This is a genomic window from Variovorax sp. DAIF25 (assembly GCF_050711835.1).
GTDB lineage: Bacteria > Pseudomonadota > Gammaproteobacteria > Burkholderiales > Burkholderiaceae_C > Variovorax.
Genome location: NZ_CP136636.1, coordinates 3,545,936 through 3,562,715 on the forward strand (window position 1 = coordinate 3,545,936; position 16,780 = coordinate 3,562,715).

18 protein-coding genes are annotated in these 16,780 nt (G+C 67.7%); all 18 read right to left on the reverse strand.

What is annotated here, in order from left to right:
- Positions 1–5 precede the first annotated feature (5 nt).
- The 18 genes from R0232_RS16535 to R0232_RS16620 all read right to left on the reverse strand — a co-directional run bounded on the left by R0232_RS16535 (position 6) and on the right by R0232_RS16620 (position 16,673).
- Positions 6–1,454, reverse strand: a complete 1,449-nt coding sequence (locus tag R0232_RS16535; RefSeq protein WP_431512803.1) for a conjugal transfer protein TraH — start codon at positions 1,452–1,454, stop codon at positions 6–8.
- 9 nt (positions 1,455–1,463) lie between these two features.
- A complete protein-coding gene (gene traF, locus R0232_RS16540; RefSeq protein WP_066787231.1) occupies positions 1,464–2,339 on the reverse strand; it encodes a conjugal transfer protein TraF in 876 nt (291 codons plus the stop codon).
- Positions 2,340–2,349: 10 nt separating this feature from the next.
- Positions 2,350–2,739, reverse strand: a complete 390-nt coding sequence (locus tag R0232_RS16545; RefSeq protein ID WP_060983797.1) for a hypothetical protein — start codon at positions 2,737–2,739, stop codon at positions 2,350–2,352.
- The gene (traN, locus tag R0232_RS16550; RefSeq protein ID WP_431512804.1) at positions 2,736–5,153 is read right to left on the reverse strand and encodes a type-F conjugative transfer system mating-pair stabilization protein TraN; all 2,418 of its coding nucleotides are present in this window, start codon (positions 5,151–5,153) and stop codon (positions 2,736–2,738) included. The genes R0232_RS16545 and traN overlap by 4 nt, the downstream gene beginning before the upstream one ends.
- 9 nt (positions 5,154–5,162) lie before the next feature.
- Positions 5,163–5,927: a type-F conjugative transfer system pilin assembly protein TrbC gene (gene trbC / locus R0232_RS16555; RefSeq protein WP_060983795.1), complete on the reverse strand. Its 765-nt coding sequence runs from the start codon at positions 5,925–5,927 to the stop codon at positions 5,163–5,165.
- Positions 5,914–6,939, reverse strand: coding sequence for a conjugal transfer pilus assembly protein TraU (gene traU / locus R0232_RS16560; RefSeq protein ID WP_431512805.1), 1,026 nt, complete (start codon positions 6,937–6,939; stop codon positions 5,914–5,916). Before traU ends, trbC begins: the two co-directional genes overlap by 14 nt.
- Positions 6,936–7,571: a type-F conjugative transfer system protein TraW gene (gene traW / locus R0232_RS16565; protein ID WP_431512806.1), complete on the reverse strand. Its 636-nt coding sequence runs from the start codon at positions 7,569–7,571 to the stop codon at positions 6,936–6,938. Before traW ends, traU begins: the two co-directional genes overlap by 4 nt.
- A complete protein-coding gene (locus tag R0232_RS16570) occupies positions 7,568–7,951 on the reverse strand; it encodes a hypothetical protein (protein ID WP_060983792.1) in 384 nt (127 codons plus the stop codon). The genes traW and R0232_RS16570 overlap by 4 nt, the downstream gene beginning before the upstream one ends.
- An 11-nt stretch (positions 7,952–7,962) precedes the next feature.
- Positions 7,963–8,556: a conjugative transfer signal peptidase TraF gene (gene traF / locus R0232_RS16575; RefSeq protein WP_060983791.1), complete on the reverse strand. Its 594-nt coding sequence runs from the start codon at positions 8,554–8,556 to the stop codon at positions 7,963–7,965.
- Positions 8,553–8,909, reverse strand: a complete 357-nt coding sequence (locus tag R0232_RS16580; protein WP_060983790.1) for a hypothetical protein — start codon at positions 8,907–8,909, stop codon at positions 8,553–8,555. Before R0232_RS16580 ends, traF (R0232_RS16575) begins: the two co-directional genes overlap by 4 nt.
- Positions 8,906–11,488 carry a type IV secretion system protein TraC gene (gene traC / locus R0232_RS16585; RefSeq protein WP_431512807.1) on the reverse strand — a complete coding sequence of 861 codons (2,583 nt, stop codon included), beginning with the start codon at positions 11,486–11,488 and terminating at the stop codon, positions 8,906–8,908. The genes R0232_RS16580 and traC overlap by 4 nt, the downstream gene beginning before the upstream one ends.
- 7 nt (positions 11,489–11,495) lie before the next feature.
- Entirely contained in the window at positions 11,496–12,161 is a 666-nt protein-coding gene (locus R0232_RS16590) for a TraV family lipoprotein (protein WP_067512335.1), read from the reverse strand.
- Positions 12,158–12,988 carry a DsbC family protein gene (locus R0232_RS16595; protein ID WP_060983788.1) on the reverse strand — a complete coding sequence of 277 codons (831 nt, stop codon included), beginning with the start codon at positions 12,986–12,988 and terminating at the stop codon, positions 12,158–12,160. Before R0232_RS16595 ends, R0232_RS16590 begins: the two co-directional genes overlap by 4 nt.
- A complete protein-coding gene (locus tag R0232_RS16600; protein ID WP_060983787.1) occupies positions 12,972–14,408 on the reverse strand; it encodes a TrbI/VirB10 family protein in 1,437 nt (478 codons plus the stop codon). The genes R0232_RS16595 and R0232_RS16600 overlap by 17 nt, the downstream gene beginning before the upstream one ends.
- Entirely contained in the window at positions 14,405–15,313 is a 909-nt protein-coding gene (locus R0232_RS16605; protein WP_243721572.1) for a type-F conjugative transfer system secretin TraK, read from the reverse strand. The genes R0232_RS16600 and R0232_RS16605 overlap by 4 nt, the downstream gene beginning before the upstream one ends.
- Positions 15,314–15,398: 85 nt before the next feature.
- Positions 15,399–15,965: a type IV conjugative transfer system protein TraE gene (gene traE / locus R0232_RS16610; RefSeq protein ID WP_060983786.1), complete on the reverse strand. Its 567-nt coding sequence runs from the start codon at positions 15,963–15,965 to the stop codon at positions 15,399–15,401.
- A gap of 14 nt (positions 15,966–15,979) precedes the next feature.
- A complete protein-coding gene (traL, locus tag R0232_RS16615) occupies positions 15,980–16,279 on the reverse strand; it encodes a type IV conjugative transfer system protein TraL (RefSeq protein WP_011804814.1) in 300 nt (99 codons plus the stop codon).
- A 31-nt stretch (positions 16,280–16,310) separates the two neighbouring features.
- Complete coding sequence (locus tag R0232_RS16620; protein ID WP_060983785.1) at positions 16,311–16,673, reverse strand: hypothetical protein; 363 nt, start codon at positions 16,671–16,673, stop codon at positions 16,311–16,313.
- Positions 16,674–16,780 lie beyond the last annotated feature (107 nt).

Below are 16,780 nucleotides of genomic sequence, written 5' to 3' on the forward strand. Positions count from 1 at the left end.
CGGTGTCAGCGCGACAGGTAGGCCGCCTGCTGGCCCAGCATGTCCACCACGTGCTGCGGCATGCTGGAGCGCAGTTGCCGTTCCAATTGCTCCAGGTGGCTGGCTACGGCCCGGAATGAGCCGACCTTCTGGTACAGCAGGTTCTTCTCCTGCGAGATCTGCAGCAGCATGGCCTGCGCGCGTTGCCGTACCTGGTTGGCCTGGTCGCGCTGGGTCTGCTGCAGCGTGTAGTCCTTGGACAGCGCCGCCATGCCCAGGCGCAGGTTGCGTTCGAGGAAGACGTACGCATAGTCGGCCGCGATCACGTCGCGGTACTGGCCGATCAGGCTGTCGGCCAGGCCTGAACCCGGGATGCTGGTGCCCACCGAGAGCATCTTGTAGACGGGTTCGGTGGTCTGGTTCACGAAGCCCACTTCCGCCGAGTTGTTGGGAATCGGCGTGCGCGTCGCGATCTTGTCCGCGATCGAGCGCATCATGGTTTCGACCTTCGCCGTGAACGGGACGTGGCTGTAGTTGGTGTTGAGTGAGACCACGTCGCAGTTCGTGTAGTCGTTGCAGCGCAGCAGGTGCTGGACGACGTTCGTACCGGAGCCTGCGGCCTGGCCGTAGAGCAACTGGCTGATGGAAGTCAACGTGGGGGCGATGGGCTCCGGATCGCGCTTCGATTCCTCGGGGTAGTAGATGATGGTGCCGACAATGCTCATGATGAGCTCGCGCTCAGCGTCGTCCAGATAGGTGCCGGTGTACTGCAGTGCTTTCCAGGTGAGGTTGCCGACGAACGGCGCCTTGTTGCGCACATTGGCATCGGCCGACGAGCGCGCCGACGACAGGATGTTGGGCCGGTCGGTGCCGCAGCGTTTGCGCGCAGAGTCCCGGTCGCTCTCCAGGCCCATGTCGATCGCGAGATCGGCGCAGGTCTCCTGCGAGCTGTAGCCCACGGCCTCGGCTGCCGTACTGACGATGGCTTTCGCCGTTTCGCAGGAATTGATACGGGCGTTGTTGATCCAGGTCTCCAGACCCTTGGCCCATTTGGTGAGTCCGCCGAGCAGCGGCGAGACCGCCTCCAGCGCGAGCTGGAAGGCGATCCCCGGCAAAGCCGCGGTGATGTTCCGCAGCATGTTCTTGAACTCCTGCGCGGAGATGTGGCTGAAGCTGCCGCCGAACACGTCGATACCGCCGCAGCCGGCCTTCGCGCTTGGGAACTGGATGGCCGCGAGCTGGTACACCTTGTTCGGCGATCGCATCATCAGGTTGCCGCCGGTGTAGGTGTTGTAGGTCTGACCGCGAAACGCACCCGGCGCGGTGTAGTTGCCGATGGCGCCGAGGTTGTTGAACATGTCGTTGACCTCGCTGTTGAGATCGGCGCGACTGGGTGTCGCGGTGCACAGAAGCGATAGGGCGATGGCCGCAGCGGTGGCCTTGCGCGCATGAACGGTGCAGGAACGGATGGGCATGGAGACCTCCTACGGAAGAGCCAGGCGCTGGGTGGCGCTCGGCAGCATGGCCTCGCCGTTGGGCGATGAGACGGTGGCGATCCGCTCGAGCAATTGCGATTCGGACAGCACGCCGAAGCCGATCGGGCTGATCTTTCCGGTATAGGGCTGGGCCAGGAAGACGGCCGGCACCTGGGTCACCTTCAAGGCGGTGGCAATGCCGTTGTCGGGGCGCGCCCTCGGGAATCCCGGCATCGGACCTCCGTCCACGCTCACGGCCACTACCTGGATGCCATGACGGGATTCGAAGGCCTGCAGGGTTGGCGCGAACGCGTGGCAGTAGGGGCAGTCGCTGCGGTAGAAGAAGAACAGCACATGGTCGCGGCCCAGTGATTCAACGGAGGTGGAGCGGCTTGCGCGCTGCTGCTGATCGAAGACCTCCAGCGCCTGGGCATTGACCGGACGACCTTGCAGGGTAGGGTCGAGCTCCGGCGTGGCCCACGCCACGCGCTGCGCCACGTCCGCGAAATAGGAGGCCCGGTTCACCACCTGCATCTCCAGCTGCATGTAGCGCCGCACATTGCCCTCGGTCGGCCGCATGATCGCGATGTTGCGCAGGTTCTCCAGGGTCTTCTGCAGGCGCTCGAACTCCACCAGCTCAGGCGGGCGCGGTGGCGCGGTGGGCTGGGACGGGATGGCCAGCGCGGGCCGGGCGGTGGGCACGAGTTCTTCCTGGGGGGGATCCTCGTAGAAGTGCCAGCCGCGCCAGCCGTCGGACCAGTAGGGGCGGTGGGATTCACCCAGGGGCGTCGGCGGAGCAACGCCCTGCGCAGAGGCAATGCCGACCACCATGGTGGCCCCAGAGAGCACGGCGGTGGCCAGGATCGAAGGCAGACGTGCGTACATGGAGATCCCCTCAGAGCAGCGACTTGGGCGGAAGGCCCGTGGCGCAGTAGTTGATGCCGAACTCGATCGTCTGCTTGCGTGGCGCCTTGGCCTCGGGCAGGCGCACGCCTTCCTGCCAGAAGAGCACCTTCAGCCGGCTGCAGCCTGGCTCGCGGTAGCGCCGCTCGGTGGAGACGTCGATGTAGATCGGCGACGTCGCCTCGAAACGCTTTGTGATGGCGTCCGCGATTTCTCCAGCCAAGACACCATGGGCCGTGCCGTCGGCGGATTGCAACGCGGCCAGCATGACGGGGCGAGCGTCGGGAACGGGAGTGCGCACCGGCTCGGCGTGTGCCGCTGCGCAAAGCAGGCACATGGATGCCGATGCAGCGGCAGCGACGATGCGTGCGCGGATGTTCATTGGCATCTCCCTTCCGCGTAATAGCAGTTGCTCGCGCGGCCAGCGTTGCCGCCCTGGATTGCGCCGACGTTGGGCAGCTTGGGCACGATGGAGGCGTAGAACTCGGTCAGGTCCATGCGCGAGAAGTCCAGCGCCTGCAACTGGGCGATCGTGAAGCCCGAGCAGTCCGGCATCTCTGCCGTGCCCCACCATTTCATGATTTGGAGCCGGCCCTGCTCGTTGATGATCCGGGCCAGTACCGAGTTGAAGCAGCACTTCGTGGTCGTGTGCTCGATGCAGGACACGCACTTGCCCAGGATCCGCAGGCAGGAAGAGCAGTAGGTGCCGACCGTGTGGCACAGCTTCGCGCCTTCCTTCATGGCAAGCTTTCCCTCATCCTCGTTGCAGGACATCATCGACATCACGATGTAGATGACGACCGCGATCACCAGGCTCCAGGGGTCGAAGGCAATGACCAAGCTCTCGCCGGAATAGAGGACCGCCGACCCTGCCGGCAGGGCCGTGCCGTTGACCGCTACGGTGACGCCATAGCTCGTGAAGCTGCCGGAGAACCCTCCGCCGGTCAGCAGAGCCGAAAGCCCCTGGTAGACGAACTCGCGGTTGCCGGCGTTCATGAGCGTGTCGTAGACCAGGCGTGAGCCGACGCCGTAGACGCTCTGGTTGCTCATGCCCGAGCCGGCCGAGTCGGCGTAGCAGCAGTTCTTGAGCAGGCGGTCGCGGCAGCTGTTGGCCTCTCCCTTAAAGACCTGCAGGTTGTCGGTGTCGAGGTAGACACCAGCTTGGCGCCCGGCTTCCAGGAAGGACATGGACCGGGCGAAGTCGGCATCGTTCGTGTAGGCCGTGTTGAAGCAGTTGCCCGCGATGCAGAAGACGTTGGCTGGGCAGTTGCTGGCCGCCACCGTCGAGCCCGGCGCCACCGGGCAGGTGTAGCGGTTCTCGGTGATCTCGCACGCGCCGGTGGCCGGGTTGGTCTGCCTGCAGCTGGTGCCCGCCGGTGTGCAGCCGGCTGCAGCCAGCGGCGCGCATTCGTCGGTGGGTGCGCCGTACTGGCACGACATCGCGGTCTCGTAGCGCCAGCAAGCCCGTGTGACCGGCGCGCCGTCGATCTGCCGGGTCGCCGGCCCGTCCACGCAGCGCGCCGCACCGGAAATCGAGCAACGACCGTCGCCCTGGAGGTTGGGACATTGATCGTCCCACTGGTCCGATTCCGTGACCGTGGTGTGCGGCCGCTCATAGGCTAGCGTCATTTGCGGGATCGGGCCGTAGGCCGGGTTCAACTGGAATCCAACGACGGGGCGGCTCGATTGCACCGTCCAGTAGCTGCCCGAGACCGCGCCCGTGTCGTCGGAGCCGGGGTAGTCCGAGGGCCCCTGCGTCGGCGCGTAGCAGGTTGCCTTGTCCAGGTAGGTCGTCTGGCCGGAGCCGCCGTCACCGCCGCCACCGGTGGTGTACGCGATGTGGTCGCCGCTTTGCGTTCCGGCGGGGCAGGCGGCGTAGACCTCCAGGAAGGGCCGCTCGGTGGTGCAGGTCATATCACCAGCGTCCCCGCCGCTGCCGGTGCAGATCTGCCGGTACTGCTGCGTGATGAAGCCGATCAGGCGGCAGTCGTCGCCGTTGCATCGGTTGTTGGCGACCCAGACACCGTTGGCGCCGCCGCCCCACCAGTTGCCACCTGGCACTTGAGCGACCATCTGCGGGAACACGTACGCGGCGCTCATGTTCACATCGAAGAAGGCCAGCGGCACGCCGTTGCTCGTGACCCGGAAATGCTGGGCCGAGGCCGGCAGATCCGGTTTGCACTGCACGGCCAGCGCGATTCTTCCCGAGGCCGCCTGGGCGAACCAATCGCCAGGCGAGCAGCTGCTCGTGCGCGAGATCGACGCCGACAGGGTGCGCGCGCAGGATTGCGCCGTGGCGCCGCTGTACTGACGGCACACGCGGGTCTCCGTTGCCGGCGTGGCCACGGTATCGACCTGGCAGCCGCTGTAGTAGCTCGCGATGTCCTCCAACTGCGTCGACGGGTTGGCCGCGATGCGCCGGGCGCCCAGCACGGCTGGGTCGTAGGGCGAGACCGGCTCCCGCGGCGTGTTGGCTGAAGCCCGGGCGCCCAGCAGCGCCTGGCACACGGGGTCGTTGGGCGTGAGCGCGCAGGCGGCGAGCTGGGCACTGGTCTGGCCTGAGAGATTGGGCTGGCCGTAGTAGAGGCGCTCGGGCGGTGCCGCCGTGTAGCCCGGCACCACGGACGTAGCGCTGGGCGTCGTGATCGTTTCCCGGGCCACCGGGTTGGCCGCCTGCCCTGCGGCCGTACCTTCCTCGTGCGGGCCGGCCACGGCCGCCGTTTGTGTCGCAAGGAAGCTGGCCAGCGTGAAGCCGACGACGATCTGGCGCAGCAGCAGTGCAAGAGCGGTAGGCATGCAGGTCTCCTAGTTCCGCAACCGTGCGAGGAACGGGGCCGCATCGGCGCGGAAGGCAGGGGCGGCGCGCTGCATATGCTCGAGGGCGTAGTCCAGGCTCACGTCTCCGGCCGTGCGCAAGAAGGCCTCGGGCGGCGCGCAACTGCCGGAGGCGCAGGAGACTGGCCGGGTGCCGTCGCGCACCAGCACGAAGCTGGGCACCCGCACGATCGCGAAGCGGTCGAAGGCCTGCGGGTCGATCTGCACCGCGACCTGGCGTTGGCCGATCAGTGGCTGCACCTGGGCCACGGTCTGGCGCAGCGAACCGTTGGCCAGGCCGCGCAGGATGACTGAGGCCCGCGCGCGAGCAGCTTGGTCGATCAGGCGTTGCAGGGTAGACCGGGGCATCGCGAGGCTGACGAAGATGAACAGGCCGGGACCTTTTGCCAGGCCCTGGGCGGCTTCCATCGCGTCCGCCTGCGATGCATAGCCGCGCGCCAGCGCTTCGAGGTCGATCGGCGTGCGCGTCACGGGCTGCGGTAGGGCGTCGATGGAAGGGGCAATGGTCGCGGGGGCGCTCGCCGGGATGTCCATCGGGGGCAAACTGTGCTTGCGCCGCGCCTGTTCGATGTCCTGCTCGGTGACCGTGGGCTGGGCGCGGCGCGCTCGCTCGATATCGGCCTCGGTGATCGCTGAGCCGGCGGCCCAGACCGCTGGCAGCGCGCCCGCGGCCAGCAGGCAGGTGAGCGCGCGCCGCAGGAGGCTGGGGAGGTGGGAGCGGTCAGTAGCCGACACAGCAGTTCCTTTTCCTGAACAACATGAAGGCGAAGTCCTCGCCGCGCACCGGGTACTCCTTCCCGGCGCCCCAGGTCACGGTCGTGCGGCCGAAGGGCTGGCAGCACTTCCCGGCTTCCTTCGCGGTGTTCGGGATGGGATGGGTGAGCTGGGTCTTGTAGGCGGTCTTGTCCATGACCGGCGCGAAGTAGGGCCCGCACAGGCCGGCCTGGCCGTGCCAGGCCCACGCGATCAGCTCGCGGTGCATCTTGGCCGTCAGCCGCTGAGCCATCAGGGCCGCGGTGCGCACGCCGCCCATGTGGTACGGGACATGGCCGTTCATCGGGTACAGGCCGCCCTGGCAACCAGCGCACCAGAACATCTCCCGGATCCCGAAGCCCACCGAGGCGGCCACGCAGTCGGCGGCGCACGCGGCGATCGCCACCGGATTGGCGAACAGCGCCGCGTCCGGATTGATGATCAGGGTGAGTTCGTCGTCGGCCCACAGCGGATCGACCTCGGTCAGGTAGGCCAGGTCGAACGAGCCCCTCTCCAGGCACGGGAAATCGGTCACCACCTCCAGGTAATAGAGGACCGGGTTCACGTAGAAGTGGGCCTGGTAGAAGCTCCCGCCATCGCCATCCCCCTCAGGGCGGGTGAAGCGCGCCGCCTCGGGCGCCGGGATGCCGGGATCGAGGTCGATGCCGCCCAGGGACGCCAGGCAGAAGGGCTCGCGCACGGCCTCGACGTGGCGCGCGGGCTCCCAGAATCCGATCGACAGGCCGATGATGGGATTCACGCCGCAGGTGCACAGCGGGCTCGAGGGGTTGTCGATGTCCTCCTGGTCGCCGAAGTTGCCAATGCGCGCGCCGCCGATGCTCAGCGGCAGGATGCAGCTCCAGCAGATGTCCGTAATCGGATTCGGAAACTTGCCCGTGCAGGTGGCCGCGCCCGCAGCGCCTGCCGCCGTTGCCGTGGCCAGGAGCAGCACGGCCAGCAACGTTGACGCCAGCGCGCGGAGGATGCGGGTCATCGCGGCACCTCCATCTCGTCGATGCGCAGCCGCTTGCCCTCCTGTGAGACCAGGGCCGGCACTTGCGCGATGCCGAGCCGGCGCGTCAGCAGTCCCTGCTGGTCGTAGTAGACCGGGGTGCGCCAGGACTGCATCAGGTCCAGGTAAGAGCCGCCCGTGAGGATCGGCTTGACCTTGCCCTGGTAACGCGCCATCAGGTCGCGCGCCTGGCGGACCTGGCGGCTGTCGCGGGCGTCGAAGAACAGCAGATGCCGCGACAGTGACACCACGTCCAACGGATTGGCCTTGGTCCCGGCGGCGAACATCAATTCACCCTTTTCACCCAGGATGTTGCGGTCCAGCGTGTAGGTCGGGTCGAAGTAGAAGGTGCGGGGCTTGGCCGTGGTCTGCACACCCGCAACAGGCACCGGGCTGCGCACTGCCTCCGTGCCGCGGGCGCGTGCATCCTTCTCGATCCGGGCCAACTCGCCGCTGCGTTCCTTCTCGCGCAGGCGCTGCTCGATCATCTGCAGCAGATGCGGCTCGGCGATCTCGTAGGTGGGGCCGAGGGTGCCGAGGTCGGTGGCGTGCGAGGCAGCGCTGGAACAGGCAAGCACAACGAACGCGAGGGCAAGGCGGGCTTGGGGGTTCATTGCGTTCCTCCGCGTGGACAGGGAAGCTGGGCGACGAGCCGGTCTCGAGCGGCGGTGTCCTTCTGGTGGGCGGCGCGGATCAGCCCCATCAGGGCGGGATTGCCTTCGCCCTCGGACACTGCATGCCGCAGCTCGGCCGTGGTCAGCGTGCGGCCGCAGCGCAGCTGCAGGGCGCCGAGGTAGGTGCGTGCGCCGTTTTCCACGGCTGGCGCGATCTGCTTGAGCAGGCCCAGGTAGTCCGCGAGGGGCATGTCGCCCGAGGCGTCCTGGCTGGGCGTCGCGGACAACGGCCCGAACGCCGGGCTGGTCTGCGCGAGCGAAATGCCAGCGGCTAACGCCTGGCCCAACAGGAACGCGACGAGGGTGGAAACTCTGAACATGATCCGGCTCCTCAGAAGATCGGCACCACGATGCCCACCACCTGTTCGGCACGCACCAGGCCGCTTTCGGCGTACCGCGAGTCGAAGCTGTGGGGGCCCATGCCCTGGACGTAAAAATGCCCGGGTGGAATCACCGTCGGCGCGATGGGTGCCAGCGGATGTCCGTCGAAAGCCCGGACCTTGGCCAGGCCCACGGCCTCGCCGTTGACGAAGACCGCGCGCTCCGACACCGTGACGACGTCGCCAGGCACTCCCCGCACCCGCTTGAAGAAGGGTTGTCCGCGCAGGCCGGGGTAATGGGCCTGGGCCTCGCCTGCAAACGCGAAGACGATGAGGTCGCCGCGCTGTACTGCCGGGTGCTGGTACTGCATCAGCGCCAGGCGGTAGGGCAGGCTGGGCGTCCAGTTGACCAACAGGGGCAGACGCGGCGTCGGGTCGATGAAGAGCCGCACATAGGCAAAGCCCCAGATCGCGAACACCGGCAGGTAAAGGTACCAGCGTCGGCGCATATGGCGCAGAAAGTCCAGCAGGGCATTGGCACGTCGCCGCGACCAGCTTTGAGGTTGGGTGTCCAGTGCATCGAGGGAATCCAGGTGTGCGGTCATGGCAGATCCACCTTGCGGCGCAGGGTCGCGGTCAGGTCCAGCCCATGGGGCGTGCCAGCGATCGCGCTCTTGATGACGACCAGGCACCCGCATTCCTGGGGCAGCTCGTCCAGCGCCGCGGGCAGGCGCTGCGAAAAGTTGCGCGCCAGCGCGAGCGCCCGCTCGCGGTCCGCGTCGCTGCCGGGCTGGGTCAGCAGGCGGGTGAACTCGGCTTCCTTGGCGCGGTAGACCTCGGACAGGTCGACCACGCCGACCACCAATGCCGGGCGCAGCACCCAGCGGTCATAGGCCGTGATGCCAAGCGCGACCAGCAACGCCGAGACCACAGCGTTGAGCAGCAGCAGCCGGGTCATAGCGCATGCCCCCGCTGCCGCAGCAGTTCGGCAATCGCCTCGTCGATCGACAAGCCTTGGGCGCGCAGCGCATCGATGGGCGCGTTGTCCTCCAGCTTGTTCGAGAACAGCAGGTGCGTGGCCGGGTCCAAGATGTTGCGTGCCACGCCTTCGCCCACGGGCGAGGAGATGTACAGCTCAGAGAATGCCCCGGCTTCGGTGCGTAGCGAATTGAGCAGCCGTTTCTTGGGCTCGTCCATGGCCAGGCGCCCTTTGCGGTCCAGCATCTCGATGGATTCGGGTTTCTGGCGCAGCAGGAACACCCAGTCCGAGCAGTTGAAGGCGGCCTCCATCTGCGCACTGCCGTAGTAGTCGTCAGCGCTCTGGGTGGCGGTGCCCAGGGCGCCGCCGTACTTGCGAGCCCGTCGGGCGGCTTCCTCGACCACGGCAGCCTTGACCGGGTCGTCGGCACCGATGTCGCCGAGCTGCTGCTTGAGCTCGTCGATGAACAGTACCTTGCGCCGGTTGCGCGTCAGGTACATCTCGCCAGTGATCTGGTGCAGCAGCAGGATGTTGACCACCGCGTGCAGGTCGGGCCGGCGCTTGAGCTCTTCGTTCTCGATGACGATGAAGTCGTTCGAGAAGTCCACATTGGCCCGGCCCTCGAAGAAGCGCTCGTACTGCCCACCCCTGGCATACGGGTTGAGCATGATGGCCAAGTCCTTGATGCGCTGGTCATTGACGGCACCGAGTTCCTCCAGCGTGCCGGTCTTGAAGGCATCGCGCAGCCCGGTGACCGTGAGATCCTGGCCGTACTGGCGCCACAGCTTGAGGATCATGGCCGAGATGGCCTTGTACTGGACCTCATCCAGCGCATGCTGCATCGAGCACATCTTGCTGATGCCCGGCACCAGCATGTCGATATCCTCGTTGATGTCGTGCACGATGGTGAACGGGTTCAGGCAGATATCAACGTCCGGCCGGAACTCGATATAGGTGCCCTGGGCTTTGCGGCACAGCTTCTCGAAGCTGCGACCCAGGTCCAACATCCAGACCTTGGCGCCGATGGCCCGGTACGACCACGCCAGCTCGTTCATCAGCACGGACTTGCCCGAGCCGGGTGCGCCGATGATCGCGAAGTTGTAGTTGCCGAGGTCGTTGTCGAACAGGTCCAGCGTCATGACCTGCCCGCGCCGGCCACCGAACACCAAGGCCGGGTTGCGCGTGCCGCGCCACTCGGCGATCAGCGGCGCCATGTGGATGGCGTTGGCCATGGTCTTGCGCGTGACGCGGCGCATCTTGGCCAGGTCCTTGTGGAACCTCGGGGTCAGCGTCATCGGCAGGCTGGCCAGCAGCGCCTGGCGGTGCATGTAAGCGTCGGCGTTGAGCTGGAAACCCCGGGCCCGCCAGATGGCATTTGCAGCCTCGTGCGCCGAGGCGGCCTTGCCCGGCGACGTGAAGATGGCTAGCTGGTGGTACAGGCTCACCAGGCTGCCGCCGGTGTCGATCGCGTTGGCCGCGGCAGACCAGTCGTCGAGCTTCTTCCGGACATCCGGCATCACGTCGGCCATCTTGGACTTGGCGTTCTGCGTGGCGCGCACGTGGTTGGCCGTGATGATGGACTTGGTGGCGTTCGGGTCCAGCACGTGCACGCCCAGCGTGATGAGGAACGGTGCGCTGTACTGCAGCGCTGGCTGCATCAGGTCGCCGATCAGCGAGCCCATCTGCCACAGGGCAAAGCGATCGGGGAAACTCTTGATCGAATAAAAACGTGCCTCCAGCACCTCGGCGCTGGTTTCCTTCCAAAGCGTGATTCCCGAAGGGTGCGGATCCTGGATGGTGTCGAAGTCCACGATCTGGTCGCGGATCTCGCGGCCGTCGTCGTAGCGCAGCCGGTGGTCATCGTCGTAGTTCAGGTCCTCGGCATCCGAATGCGCGATGCGGTCCGGGTTGGTGAATAGCGCGCACCAGTTGATCAGGTCGGCCGCGTCGCAGACCCGGTTTGGCAGCATGGCCGAGCGCAGCGTGGCCGCCATCGAGTCGCGAAGGGCCAGCAGCGCGTCGCGCCGGTTCAGATCCTCGGCGCTCCCCGGAAACGTCACGCTCAGCATCAGCCGAAAGTCCCGCAGCGTGTAGTGGAACCCTGCGGTCAGCGAATCCTGGGTGCCGTGCAGCAGGTGGTTGACCCGCTGGCGGGCCAGCTTGCGGAACAGGTTCTCGTTGGGGACGGGGCGGCCCCACTCGCGGGCTTTCTCGGCCTGGTCCTCGTCCTCGACGCGCAGGTTGGTGTACTGGCGCAACTGGTGGCGGATGTGGGGCGAGGCAAACAGGTGGAATTGCAGTCCGGTGCCCGGTGGGCAGTTGGCGTAGAGCGAGACCAGCACCTCGGCCATGCGCTCGTCAGCGCCCGACTGCGGCATGACTTCGAGCATGAAGCCCATGCCGTCGCGGTTCACGAAGATCTTTTCATGGGCGAGGTAGGCCGAATACGGTAGCCAGTTGGCAAACTGCTCGGCCGGCGTGTCCGCGGGGGCGCCAAAGTGCAGCAGCGGTGCGGCGCGACCGCCGCTGGGTTGTGTGTCCGTGGAGGAAAACTGCATGGCGGCCTCACTGCGGACGGGCCCCCAGGCCGGCCGGCGGACGGGCGAGCGAGGGGAAGGCACTGAATGGGGCGGGGCGCTGAACGGCGCCCTCGGCAGGGGCGGCGCTGTCAGACTCGGACGGGGTGAACCCGGCAACTGCCGGCGCGCCACTGGACAGTGTGGCGGGTGCAACTGCTGGCGGCGGGCGTAGCGGGGCGTACTGGTCGCGAATGCGCTGGCGCACATGGTCGATCTGCCAGCGGCCTGCATCCACCTGGACATAGACATAGCCCTGGTCCCAGAGATCGCCGTCGGCGTCTTCCCAAGGCCTGGTCCACAGACGCAGCACGCGGGCCTGGGAGCGCAGTGCCAGGGGCGGAGCGCCATCCGCGCTGCCGTCGGCGATGCTGCGCGGCGCACCGGCCATCGGCTGGCGCACCGGCGGTGATGCGATAGTTTCCGCTGCAGTGCCCTGTGGGGCGCCGCGGGAGGCCGACGTCTGTTGGCCGGGCAGGTTGTTGTGCAGGGCGTTGGTGTAGGTGCCGGATACCGAGTCGCAGGCCACGCCTTCCGGCGCGGTGCATGAATATTTGGAGCTGCCGCTCAGGCCCGACATGTTCATGCAGCCGGCCAGCGGCAGCAGCAGGGCGGCAGAGGCCCTGCGCGCGATCCATGCGATGCGCGCGCTCATGGCCGCTTCTCCGTCTTGACCGGCTGGGCCACGGCCACCTTGCCGACCTCCGCGAACCTGGCTTCCAGCACAGAGCGCCCGACATAGCCGTCGGTGCGGCTGCCGTCCCCCCAGATCATGGTCGGCGTGCCCTGTACGCGGAGCCGGCGCGCCAGCTCAAGGTTGCGCGCGATCGGGTGCTCGCACTGCGCGCCGGGCTGCAGCAGGCTGGCATCGGCCTGCAGCATCCATTGGCGCCAGGCGCGCTCGCGGTCGGCGGCGCACCAGATGGCGACCGGCCGGGCCTCGCCCTGGAATGGGACGAGGAAGGTGTAGATGGTGACGTTGTCCAGGCCGGCGAGCTCCGGTTCGAGCTGCTTGCAGTAGACGCAGTTCGGGTCGCTGAACACCGCGAGCTTGCGCTGGCCGTTGCCGCGCACCGTCTTGATCGCATCGGCCAGCGGCAACTGATCGACTGGCACCGGCGCGGCGGAGACGGCTTCCGCCTGCGCCCGCGCATCCTGGCCCCCGCGCTGCGCGATCCTCGGGCCCGTGATGTCACGCATGACCTGGGTGTCGAACAGCCGCCCGAACACGAAATACCGTGGATTCGCCGACGCGACATAGGCGACGTTGGCGTTCATCCAGACCTCGTAGAGGCCCGAGACTTCGGTGCGCGACACCTCGGTGAACTCGGTGCCCGGATGGGCTTTGCGCAGCGCGGCGAGCAGCCGGGTCTCGTCGGGAGACGCGGCCTGGGCGGTCGCCGCCGCAGCCGCCAGCACACCGCAGAGCACTGTCGAAGCGAAGCGGTGACTCCGGCGCGCGGATTCAGTAGTTGCCATCATCGGTGGTCTCCAGGTAGCGGGTTTCGGGGGAAGCGGTGCGGCGCTGGCCGCGCTCGGCAAGGGAATGGGAGGACGCGGTCATCGGCACGTCGATGCGCACGCCCTTGGTGATCACGACGTCGATCTGGCGGCCGGCGTCCACCTCGATGACCGGGAACGTGTTCTCGGCCAGCTTGATGTAGTACTGGGCGAGTCGGTCCAGTGCTTTGCCGACGCCGCTGCCCAGGCCGGCTCGGTAGGCATCGGCATTGCTGTCGGTGCTGGCCATGGTCCCGAGCGGCGAGCTGCTGTAGGTGGTATTGGCGGTGGACAAGCCCTGGCCGATGCCGCTGACCACGCCAGCCAGCAGCGCGTTGGCCAGCATCTGGCCTTGCTTGGTGACCAGCCTCCCGCGCATGCCGACCTTGCCGTCCTCGCCGTAGACCGAACCCTGGATGCGCACTTCCAGCGTGGCACCGTCGGCGCGCACGCAGGACAGGTTCTCGGTGCGCAGGTAGGCGCGCTCGGAGCTGATGTCGCCATAGCCCGCCGCGACCACAAAGCACTCGCGGTATTCGCCGCGGAACTGGTTGGGCAGCACGCTGTTGTCCGACAGGCGGATCAGCACCGGATGCGGGTTGGCCTGGGACTGCCCGCCCGTGGGCGCATCGAGGCCGCCCAGCAGAATGCCGCGCGTGAAGCTCACGGGCAGGAAGGTGGACACCGTCTTGGGTGCGTTCGATGCCTGGCCGCCTCCCTCGGCCCTGTGGGGGCCGTCGCCGCCGGTCGTGGTGGACGAGCGAGGGCGCTCAGTGAGCGTCACGCGGGAGATCACGGGCACTGGCGGGGTGGCTGCGGCCATGCCTTGGAACGTGGGCATGCCGGAGGGCATGGCGCCCGTGCCCGGGGCGGGCGGCGCTGGCGGCAGGCCGGCCGCAGGCGGCATGGTGGTCGGGGCTGCCGGTGCGGGCACTGGTGCCGGCGCTGGCGTGGGCGCGGGAGGAGGCGATGCGGCGGCCTGCTGGGTGCTGGTCAGCCGCTTTTCCAGTTCCGCGAAGCGCTGCAGGGTCTTGTTCTCGAAGGCCTCGCGGTCCTTGTTGACCCGGCTCTGTGCCTCGCGCTCGGTCTCGTACTGGGCCAGCTTGCGCCCCGCGGTGCCGACCCACTGGTCCACCGGATTGACCTGGCCCCCCGGCGGCATCACGCCGATGTTGGTGACGTCGCCGGGCTGGGTCTGTGCCGCGCGGCCGCCGTGCGGCTTGGCATCGCTTCCCGCGAAGCTGAAGATCATCCACAGCAGGCCGATCCCGCCGCCCAGGATGGTGGTCAGCAGCGCGTACTGGCGCTGGCGCGGCGACAGCCGCTCCAGCCAGCCGCGCACGGCATGGCTGGATGGCCGTCCGGTTCCGGACGGCCCCGAAGGCATGGAAGGAGTGCTCATCGTGAACCTCCTCGCCGGATCACATAGACGCTGGTGGTCTCGCCGGGCCGCAAGTTGTGGTGCTCGATCGCGATGCCGGTGATCTCCCCGCCGGAACGGCTGTCCGGACGGTCGAACTCCTGCTCGGCCAGCACCATGGGAGCCAGGCTCACGTTCTGCAGGGCGTACTTTTCGCCGACGTAGCCGCGGCCTTCGTAGCGGCGCATCAACGTGAAGCGCGCTTCCGCCCAGAGCTGGATGGGCTTGAAGGCTTCCTCGACGCGCACGTCGGCGGGCACCCGGTCCGAGGACATGGCCACCAGGAGGCCCTTCATCGCGCGCACATGGCTGGGTGCAGGGCCGGAGGGCGCCGCCTCGGGTGCGCCGGAACGCAGCGCCACGGGCGTCTTGTCCCGGATGACGATGGTGTCGGCCGGGGTGTCCGAACGGCGCAGCAGCAGCGTGTAGGTGGCCGTGCCCGACGACACGAACAGGTTGATCGGCCGCAGCGCATCGCCGACGGGCCGGATGTAGACCTCCCCCTTGTCGCGGTCGCATTCGACGATGACGTTCCCGGCCGGGTTGACCGAGGAGGAGGTGAGCGATGCCGGGCTGGCAAGGCCGGGCGTGCTTGACGGGGTGTTGGGTGCGGCAGAGATGGCCGGCGCGGCACCGCCGCAATGGCTGGAATGGATGTTGCCGAACACGTCGGTGATCGCCGCGCCCTCGATGCGGATGCGTGTGGGCTCCTTGAGGGAGACGATGGCCTCGACCGCCACCCCGTCGCTGGCCTCCACGACCTGCAGCGCGTGGGCGTGCAGGCCGAGGGACAGGGCGGTGACGGCGAGCACCTTGCGCGCGGCCGGCGGCAATCGGCGCCAGCGCTGGTGCGACGGATTGCTGCGGGAAGTGGGCGGCAAGGCCATGCGGCTTCCGGCTGATCCCTGCAGGGCCAAAGTGCGCGAGAGCGTGCGCGGGAAATACGCGGGCCAGGGCCGCGTGAGCGTGCTGTCACTTGACCGCATAGGGCACCTCCTTGAATCCGATGACGTGCATGCGAGCCGCGGCATGGCCGAACTCGATGCGGTAGGCCTTGAGGTCGTTGGCGGTCTCGTAGCCGTTGACCAGGGTGCGCAGCCGGCCGCGCACGACGAGCGACTGGGTGTCCTCGCTGGCGACGAGCTGCTGGGGCGCAAAGGCGGTCGCGGCGTTGATGCGCTTGAGCCGCTCGGCCTCGACCTCCTGACGCGTCTTGAGCGGGCCGTACTGGGCCGGGTCGACGTAGCCCAGCAGGATGTCCTTCTTCCAGTCGATCGTGGACGGCGTCACGTCCAGGATCAGCCAGGCGACGAAGCTGCCCATCTGCTCCAGGTACTCGCTGGAAGCCCGGTCGCTGGTGACCCAGAAGCTCTTGCTGATCGAGGGCGGCACGACCACGGTGCGCACCGTGCCCAGCAGGTTGATGATGATGGTGAGCGCGAGCAGCATGCCGACGGCCAGGGCGCCGACGGCGAGCCCCAGGCCCCGGTTGCGTCGGCGCATGTCCTTGAGGTCGCCTCTGAGCCGGTCGAAGTCCATGGTGCTTCTCCGGTTCAGCCGACCATGCGGCGGATGTGCGAGGGCGGCGTGGCGCGCATGGCAGTGGCGGGATTGACCGGCAGGTGCCAGTACAGCCAGTGCAGCGCGAAGGCCGGATGCTTGTCCGACTTCAGCCGCGCGATCCAGCGCGAGACGGCGATGCCGGCCGCCATGCAGACCGCGAACGCGGCCTTGCTGGCCGACAGGTAGCCGATGAAGAAGGCCAGGACGATGGGCGCGGCGACATCGACGTCCCAGAAGCCGATCTTCCACTGGTCGTCCAGGCGCCGCGGGATATAGGTGTCCGCTTGCATGTGGGCCTCCGGGATGGTGATGCGCCGGGGCTCAGACGACCGCGCCCATGATCGCGCCGGCAATCACGAGGCCGACGGCTGCGAAGATGGCCAGGCCCACATAGAACAGCACGGGTCCGAAATTGCGCAGCGCGGACAGCGAGATCAGCGCCACCACGAAGCCGACAAAACCCACGAGAGCCTTGATGCCCGGTCCCAGTTCGGCGATCTGCGTCAGGGCCGACGTGAGCGGGCCGGTGATGCCCGTGAAGGCGACGAGATCCAGCGCATGGCTCGGGAACGCCAGCGCCAGGCCGGCCAGGGCCAGCGTGACCAGACAGAGAAAACCGAGGACCCTGCGCGCGGGGGCGCGCCGCGAGGCTGTGGTGGGAGTGGACAGGATGGCAGTGCTCATGACGAATCTCCGGAATAGGAAAAGACGGGTGTCGATCGGGTGGTGCGGTTCGGTCTGCTCAGTGGCGAGGTGGGGCCAAGGCCCGGTCGGGTGTTCGTTAGCGTTCT

Coding starts and splice junctions, on each gene's coding strand:
- R0232_RS16535 (WP_431512803.1), bottom strand. CDS start 1,454: ATGCCCATCCGTTCCTGCACCGTTCATGCGCGCAAGGCCACCGCTGCG.
- traF (WP_066787231.1), bottom strand. CDS start 2,339: ATGTACGCACGTCTGCCTTCGATCCTGGCCACCGCCGTGCTCTCTGGG.
- R0232_RS16545 (WP_060983797.1), bottom strand. CDS start 2,739: ATGAACATCCGCGCACGCATCGTCGCTGCCGCTGCATCGGCATCCATG.
- traN (WP_431512804.1), bottom strand. CDS start 5,153: ATGCCTACCGCTCTTGCACTGCTGCTGCGCCAGATCGTCGTCGGCTTC.
- traU (WP_431512805.1), bottom strand. CDS start 6,939: ATGACCCGCATCCTCCGCGCGCTGGCGTCAACGTTGCTGGCCGTGCTG.
- traW (WP_431512806.1), bottom strand. CDS start 7,571: ATGAACCCCCAAGCCCGCCTTGCCCTCGCGTTCGTTGTGCTTGCCTGT.
- R0232_RS16570 (WP_060983792.1), bottom strand. CDS start 7,951: ATGTTCAGAGTTTCCACCCTCGTCGCGTTCCTGTTGGGCCAGGCGTTA.
- traF (WP_060983791.1), bottom strand. CDS start 8,556: ATGACCGCACACCTGGATTCCCTCGATGCACTGGACACCCAACCTCAA.
- R0232_RS16580 (WP_060983790.1), bottom strand. CDS start 8,909: ATGACCCGGCTGCTGCTGCTCAACGCTGTGGTCTCGGCGTTGCTGGTC.
- traC (WP_431512807.1), bottom strand. CDS start 11,488: ATGCAGTTTTCCTCCACGGACACACAACCCAGCGGCGGTCGCGCCGCA.
- R0232_RS16590 (WP_067512335.1), bottom strand. CDS start 12,161: ATGAGCGCGCGCATCGCATGGATCGCGCGCAGGGCCTCTGCCGCCCTG.
- R0232_RS16595 (WP_060983788.1), bottom strand. CDS start 12,988: ATGATGGCAACTACTGAATCCGCGCGCCGGAGTCACCGCTTCGCTTCG.
- R0232_RS16600 (WP_060983787.1), bottom strand. CDS start 14,408: ATGAGCACTCCTTCCATGCCTTCGGGGCCGTCCGGAACCGGACGGCCA.
- R0232_RS16605 (WP_243721572.1), bottom strand. CDS start 15,313: ATGGCCTTGCCGCCCACTTCCCGCAGCAATCCGTCGCACCAGCGCTGG.
- traE (WP_060983786.1), bottom strand. CDS start 15,965: ATGGACTTCGACCGGCTCAGAGGCGACCTCAAGGACATGCGCCGACGC.
- traL (WP_011804814.1), bottom strand. CDS start 16,279: ATGCAAGCGGACACCTATATCCCGCGGCGCCTGGACGACCAGTGGAAG.
- R0232_RS16620 (WP_060983785.1), bottom strand. CDS start 16,673: ATGAGCACTGCCATCCTGTCCACTCCCACCACAGCCTCGCGGCGCGCC.